Source organism: Coprococcus sp. ART55/1 (assembly GCF_000210595.1).
Classification (GTDB): domain Bacteria; phylum Bacillota; class Clostridia; order Lachnospirales; family Lachnospiraceae; genus Coprococcus; species Coprococcus aceti.
This window is the reverse complement of record NC_021018.1, coordinates 1,276,540-1,282,936: the sequence shown is the minus strand read 5'-3', so window position 1 is coordinate 1,282,936 and position 6,397 is coordinate 1,276,540. Positions and strand designations below refer to the sequence as shown.

Genomic DNA, 6,397 nt, shown 5'->3' with positions numbered 1-6,397 from the left:
CGTTTACCTCAGGATAAGTCTCAGCCATCTGTGACACGGAATTCATGATCGTACCCATGGCACTGGAGAACTCGGTATTTCCCGATCCTGTCTCCTCCATGCATTTGATCAGGGCGGACAGCTTGTCAGCCGCCTTGACGAGCTTCCAGAGATATACATCGTTCTCGTCATCGGCATCCTTAAAAAATATCGGTTCATAGGCTGGTCTGAGATCGCCCGGCAACTTGTCAAGAAGTGTGTGGCATGCGATATCTTCCACATCCTTGAAGGCTGTCTTGATATCATCGTTGTAGTATTTCACCGGGGTCGGCATGTCACCGGTGATGATCTCCGATGCATCGTGATAGAGACCTATGAGTGCAGCTCTCTCGGCGTTCAGAGTCTTGCCATAGCGTACATTGCCGATGGTTGCCAGTGCGTGGGCTATCATGCTCACCTCCAGGCAGTGCTCACACAGATTCTCCTCGCGGTTGTTCCTCATGAGTGCCCATCTGTCAATATATTTCATTCGTGATATAAGTGCAAAAAAGTTGTATTCCATCATAAAATCCTCGTTACTTCTGTTTATCGTTGTGGAAAAAGTTATATACCGCAGTGGCTGCAGTCTTGTTCATTCCCTGCGGGATCTCGAGATCAGCAATGCTGGCGGCACGGATCTTGTCTATGTCCTTGAAGTATGCCAGAAGAGCCTTTCTCCTTGCCGGACCGATGCCCTCAATATCGTCCAGAACTGAGTGGATCTGGGATTTGCTTCTGAGACTTCTGTGGTACTCGATTGCAAATCTATGGGCCTCATCCTGAAGTCTTGTTATCATGTTGAAGGCCTGTGTATTTGCAGGGAAATCTATCTCCTTGTTGTTGTAATAGAGTCCTCTGGTTCTGTGGTGGTCATCCTTTACCATTCCGCATACCGGGATGTTGAGACCAAGCTCGTCAAGAACCTCCAGAGCTATGTTGACCTGACCCCGGCCGCCATCCATCATGAGTACATCAGGGTAGATATTAAACCGCTCGTCTGTGAACCTTCTTGTGAGTACCTCCCTCATGCTTGCGTAGTCATCCGGCCCGTCTATGGTCCTGAGCTTGAACTTTCTGTAGTCATTCTTCTTGGCGCGTCCGTTTTCAAATACCACCATGGATGCCACGGAGTGATAGCCGCTTATATGCGATATATCAAATGCTTCAAGGCGTCTTGCGGATGAAACTCCGATAAGCTGTGCCAGCTCATTTGCCGCACCCTCAGTGCGCTCCTTTTCACGCTTGAGCTTGTCGGCATCCTGGTTCATGACCAGAAAAGCATTGTCCTTTGCCAGCTTGAGAAGCTTCTGCTTGTCTCCCTTCTGGGGAACAATGATGTGTACCTGACTTCCCCGGCGGGCGCTCAGATATTCCTCGATGACCTTGTAGTCCTCGATCTGCTGCTCGATAATGATCTCCTTTGGCAGATATGGAGTGGAAGCGTAGTATTGCTTGAGAAAAGACTCCATGATCGTGCTGTAAGCCTCAGCATTTACGCCGCTCATGTGGTAGTGTTCCCTGCCGATCATCTTGCCGGATCTTATGAAGAATATGGATATGACACACTCATTTCCAAGATCGGTGGCCATGGCGATCACATCCCTGTCGTCTGCGCTTGTGTCACCGACTCTCTGGGTGGACTCAATGTGATGGATGCTCTTTATCAGATCCCTGATCTCGGCGGCCTGTTCAAATTCCATATCCTCGGCCAGCTCCTTCATCTGCTTTTCGAGATCCCTGATCACATGACCGTGGTTGCCGTTCAGAAAGCTTATGGCATCCTGGACATTTTTGTTGTAATCCTCCTTGGAGATATATCCCTGACAGGGCGCCATGCACTGCTTTATCTGGTGATACAGGCAGGGCCTTTCAAGGCTCATATCCCTTGGCAGAACCTTGTTGCAGCTCCTGATGTGATACAGCTTTTTCAGCAGCTCTATGATATCCTTCACCGCTTTGGAATTGGTGTATGGGCCGAAATATTTGGAGTGATCCCGTTTCATCTGATGGCTGTACAGTATGCGCGGGTAATCCTCCTCCACAGTAATGCGGATATAGGGATAACCCTTGTCATCCGTGAGCATGGTGTTGTAATGCGGTCTGTGCTCCTTTATAAGGTTGCACTCTAGAACGAGAGCCTCGATCTCTGAACCGCAGACAATATATTCAAACCATGCAATATGGGATACCATCTTCTGAATCTTAGGGGATTTCTTGTAGCCGGTCTGGAAATACTGATGTACTCTGTTGTACAGATCTATGGCTTTTCCTACATATATAATATGATCCCCCGAATCGTGCATGAGATATACTCCTGGGACATGGGGGAGCTTCTTAAGTTCTTCTTCAAAATCAAACATGTCATTCACCTCAAAAATCTTAGATAAGTATATCACTATACTTACTATCATGTCATTCTTTCATCAGAAAATTTGAAAAATAAAAAAGGATTTTGAGAAAAAACGGAGAATAATAAAAATGTGTGGTAAGAAATATTGATCATGTGATAGGAGAGATTCTATGACGATACGGGAACAGCAGGAAAAAAGGGAGCACGAAGTGCTCAGCAGATATGCGGCGTTCAGTGATCAGTCCACAGGACGTGACAGACCGGAGGAGCAGTGCGACCTCAGAACGGTCTACCAGAGAGACAGGGACAGGATACTCCACTGCAAGGCGTTCAGGAGACTTAAGCATAAGACTCAGGTATTTCTGTCGCCGGGTGATGATCACTACAGGACCAGACTGACCCATACTCTGGAGGTGTCGCAGATAGCAAGGACGATAGCCAGATCACTCAGGCTTAACGAGGATCTGACGGAGGCGATAGCGCTGGGACATGACCTGGGACATACGCCATTTGGACATGTCGGTGAGCGGACACTTGCGGCCTGCGCGGGCAATAATTTCAGCCACAATGTTCAGAGCGTAAGGGTTGTGGAACGTCTTGAGAACCGTGGTGAGGGACTTAATCTCACCTGGGAGGTCCGGGACGGAATGCTAAACCATAAGACATCATGCACTCCGCATACGCTGGAGGGACAGTGTGTGAGACTGGCGGACAAGATAGCGTACGTCAATCATGATATAGATGATGCGATAAGGGGTAACATATTGAAGGAGGAGGATCTTCCGACCAATATCACCGACATTCTCGGGAAGAATACCCGCACCAGACTGAACTGTCTCATACATGATGTGATAAATACGAGTCAGGACAAGGATTCTGTCGGTATGTCGGCGGAGATCGGGGATGCTCTGGGGAAGCTGAGAACATACATGTTCAGATATCTCTACACTAACCCGATAGCCAAGAGCGAGGAGCTCAAGGCCGACAAGATGCTGAGGATATTGTATGAATACTTCATTGAGGACGCCAGCAGGCTGACAAATGAATGTGTTGAGATGATATATATGGGAGAGGATCCCAAGACAGTCGTGTGCGACTACATAGCTGGTATGACAGACAATTATGCGATAGAGACATTTAAGAGTATATATATACCGAAGTCCTGGAAGGTCTGAGCATACCTGACAAACAGGAGGAATCGAATTGTATTATTCGGATGACGTGATAAATGAAGTCTTGTCAAGAAATGATATAGTGGATGTTATCGGAAGCTACGCAAGCCTTAAGAAGAAGGGCGCGAATTACGAGGCATGCTGTCCGTTCCACCATGAGAAGACTCCGTCATTTAAGGTCAACAGGGAAAAACAGATGTATCACTGCTTCGGCTGCGGAGTCGGTGGCAACGTGTTTACATTTGTCATGGAATATGAGAACCTCAATTTCCCGGAGGCGGTGGAGAGGCTTGCGGAGAGGGCTGGAGTACAGCTCCCTGAGAAGTCCATGAACGCCCAGGAGAGGTCGAGGGAGCAGTATAAGATAACGCTCAGGGAGATGAACAAGACTGCGGCTGCATATTTTCATTATATATTGAAGCACAGCCAGCATGGTGAGAAGGCTTATGAGTATTTTCACGAGACAAGAGGTCTCTCTGATGAGACGATAAATAAATTTGCGCTTGGATATTCAGATATATACAGGGATGATCTGTACAGGTATCTGAAGAGCAAGGGATATACAGATGATCAGATGAAGGGCTCGGGACTTGTTGAGATCAGTGAGAAGGAAGGTGGTGTGGACAAGTTCTGGAACAGAGCCATGATCCCGATACTGGATATAAACGGCAAGGTCATCGCATTTGGCGGACGAGTCATGGGCGATGGAAAACCGAAATATATAAATACCAGTGATACTGCGGTGTTCGACAAGAGCCATACGCTGTTTGCCATGAACATAGCAAGGCGGAGCAGGAGAAAAGGATTTATATGCTGTGAGGGATATATGGATGTCATCTCCATGCATCAGGCAGGATTTGACAATGCCGTGGCATCCCTTGGAACGGCATTTACATTTGGACATGCTGGGATAATAAAGAGATATGCCGATGAGGTTTATCTGGCGTACGACAGTGACGGCGCAGGCGTGGAGGCGACGAAGAAGGTCATAGCAATTCTCCGGGAGGTCGGAGTCGGCGCAAGGGTCATCAATATGAGACCGTACAAGGATCCCGATGAGTTCATACAGAACCTTGGAAGCGAGGCATTTGAGGAGAGGATAAAGAAAGCTGAGAGCGGAATGATGTTCCTTGCAAGGATATATTCTGAGGAATATGACCAGAGCGATCCGGGTGAGCTGACCAAGTTCCAGAACCAGATAGCGAGGGAACTGGCATATATTGAGGACGACCTGGAGAGAAATAATTATGTCGATGCCATAGCGAGGAAATATGTGATCGACAAGGATGCCCTTGCCGCGAAGGTACATGCCTACGGTGTTGCGGGCACGGCAAAGCCGGAGATAGTGGAGCGGGAGACCCGCAGACTCCAGGAACAGCAGGGCTATGAAGAGTTCCCGGGAGACCAGAGCGCGGGAGCTCCGGGAAGACCTGAGACAAAGGATAATAAGACCGCCAAGCTGCTGCTCACATGGCTTGTGAACCGGCCGGAGCTGTTTGCCAGACTTGACGGCGTGGTGAGTGAGGCGGACTTTGAGCCGGGAATATACCGGACCGTAGCGGACAAGCTGTACTCACAGTACAGGGAGAAGCACAAGGTTGAGCCCGCTGTGGTTGTGAACACATTCCAGGATGTGGAGGAACAGAGACTGGTGGCAGGCATGCTCCAGACAGATCTGGCGATAGACATGACCGAGGAGGAGATTGGCAATGCCATAACCGAGGTCGTGAAAAAGATAAAGCTTGCCAGCATAAAAAAGCAGCTTGAGAGCGAGAATGACATGATGAAGGTTCAGCAGCTCATCAAGGACAGGAAAAAGATAGAAAAGTTTAAAGTTATTTTATAAGAAATAAACAATACATTATGTGGAGGAAAGATATGAGTACAATGGATGCGATCAATTCAAATGAAGACAAGTATATGATCAAGGTGAGTGAGGACGATGCGATCAACGCAAAGTTCAACACAAAGCTTCAGGAATTGCTTGACATAGCTCACAGCAAGAAGAACGTTATAGAGGACACAGAGCTCATCAAGCATTTTAACGATCTCAAGGAGGTTGCCCTTGATCTGGATACCATGCAGAAGATCTTCAATTTCCTTGAAAAGAACGGTGTGGACATACTTCAGATAACAGATGACGATGAGGAGGAGCCAACACTTGACGAGGACGTGATCGCTGAGGGCGAGGATGTTGAGAAGATAGATTTCACAGATACAGGTGATATATCAAGCACAACACAGGATCCTGTCAAGATGTACCTGAAGGATATAGGAAAGGTGCCTCTGCTCAGCGCGGAGGAGGAGATAGAGCTTGCCAAGAGAATGGAGGCAGGCGATGAGATGGCAAAGAAGAAGCTTGCTGAGTCCAACCTCAGACTTGTTGTAAGTATAGCCAAGAGATATGTTGGACGTGGAATGTTATTCCTCGATCTAATACAGGAGGGTAACCTCGGTCTGCTCAAGGCCGTGGAGAAGTTTGATTACAGAAAGGGTTACAAGTTCTCAACATATGCGACATGGTGGATCAGACAGGCCATCACAAGGGCCATCGCAGATCAGGCGAGAACCATAAGAATCCCGGTTCATATGGTTGAGACCATCAACAAGGTTACCAGAGTGAGCAGAGATCTGCTTCAGAAGCTCGGCAGAGAGCCGCTTCCAGAGGAAGTCGGAGAGGTTATGGGACTTCCAAAGGAGAGAGTTCAGGAGATCATGAAGATCGCACAGGAGCCTGTATCATTGGAGACTCCTATCGGTGAGGAGGAGGACAGCCATCTTGGAGATTTCATACAGGATGAGAGTATCCCTACACCTGTTGAGGCGACAAACCAGACACTGCTGCACGAGCAGCTCG

General features: G+C 48.1%; 5 protein-coding genes. 3 read left to right on the top strand and 2 right to left on the bottom strand.

From position 1 onward, the window contains the following. Nucleotides 1-541 (bottom strand): 5'-deoxynucleotidase (yfbR, locus tag CCU_RS06070; RefSeq protein ID WP_208896035.1); only part of this gene is annotated, 541 nt, incomplete at its 3' end. 13 nt (nt 542-554) lie between these two features. Continuing rightward, a complete protein-coding gene (gene uvrC, locus CCU_RS06065; protein WP_208896034.1) occupies nt 555-2,378 on the bottom strand; it encodes an excinuclease ABC subunit UvrC in 1,824 nt (607 codons plus the stop codon). A 160-nt stretch (nt 2,379-2,538) separates the two neighbouring features. Between uvrC and CCU_RS06060 the strand changes: the two genes are divergently transcribed. From CCU_RS06060 to CCU_RS06050, 3 genes are all read left to right on the top strand, one after another. Further along, complete coding sequence (locus CCU_RS06060) at nt 2,539-3,543, top strand: deoxyguanosinetriphosphate triphosphohydrolase (protein WP_015533963.1); 1,005 nt, start codon at nt 2,539-2,541, stop codon at nt 3,541-3,543. A 28-nt stretch (nt 3,544-3,571) separates the two neighbouring features. Further along, entirely contained in the window at nt 3,572-5,386 is a 1,815-nt protein-coding gene (dnaG, locus tag CCU_RS06055) for a DNA primase (protein ID WP_161171904.1), read from the top strand. A gap of 74 nt (nt 5,387-5,460) precedes the next feature. Next, nucleotides 5,461-6,397: sigma-70 family RNA polymerase sigma factor (locus CCU_RS06050; protein ID WP_208896359.1), on the top strand; the 937-nt coding region annotated here is incomplete at its 3' end.

Coding starts and splice junctions, on each gene's coding strand:
- uvrC (WP_208896034.1), bottom strand. CDS start 2,378: ATGTTTGATTTTGAAGAAGAACTTAAGAAGCTCCCCCATGTCCCAGGA.
- CCU_RS06060 (WP_015533963.1), top strand. CDS start 2,539: ATGACGATACGGGAACAGCAGGAAAAAAGGGAGCACGAAGTGCTCAGC.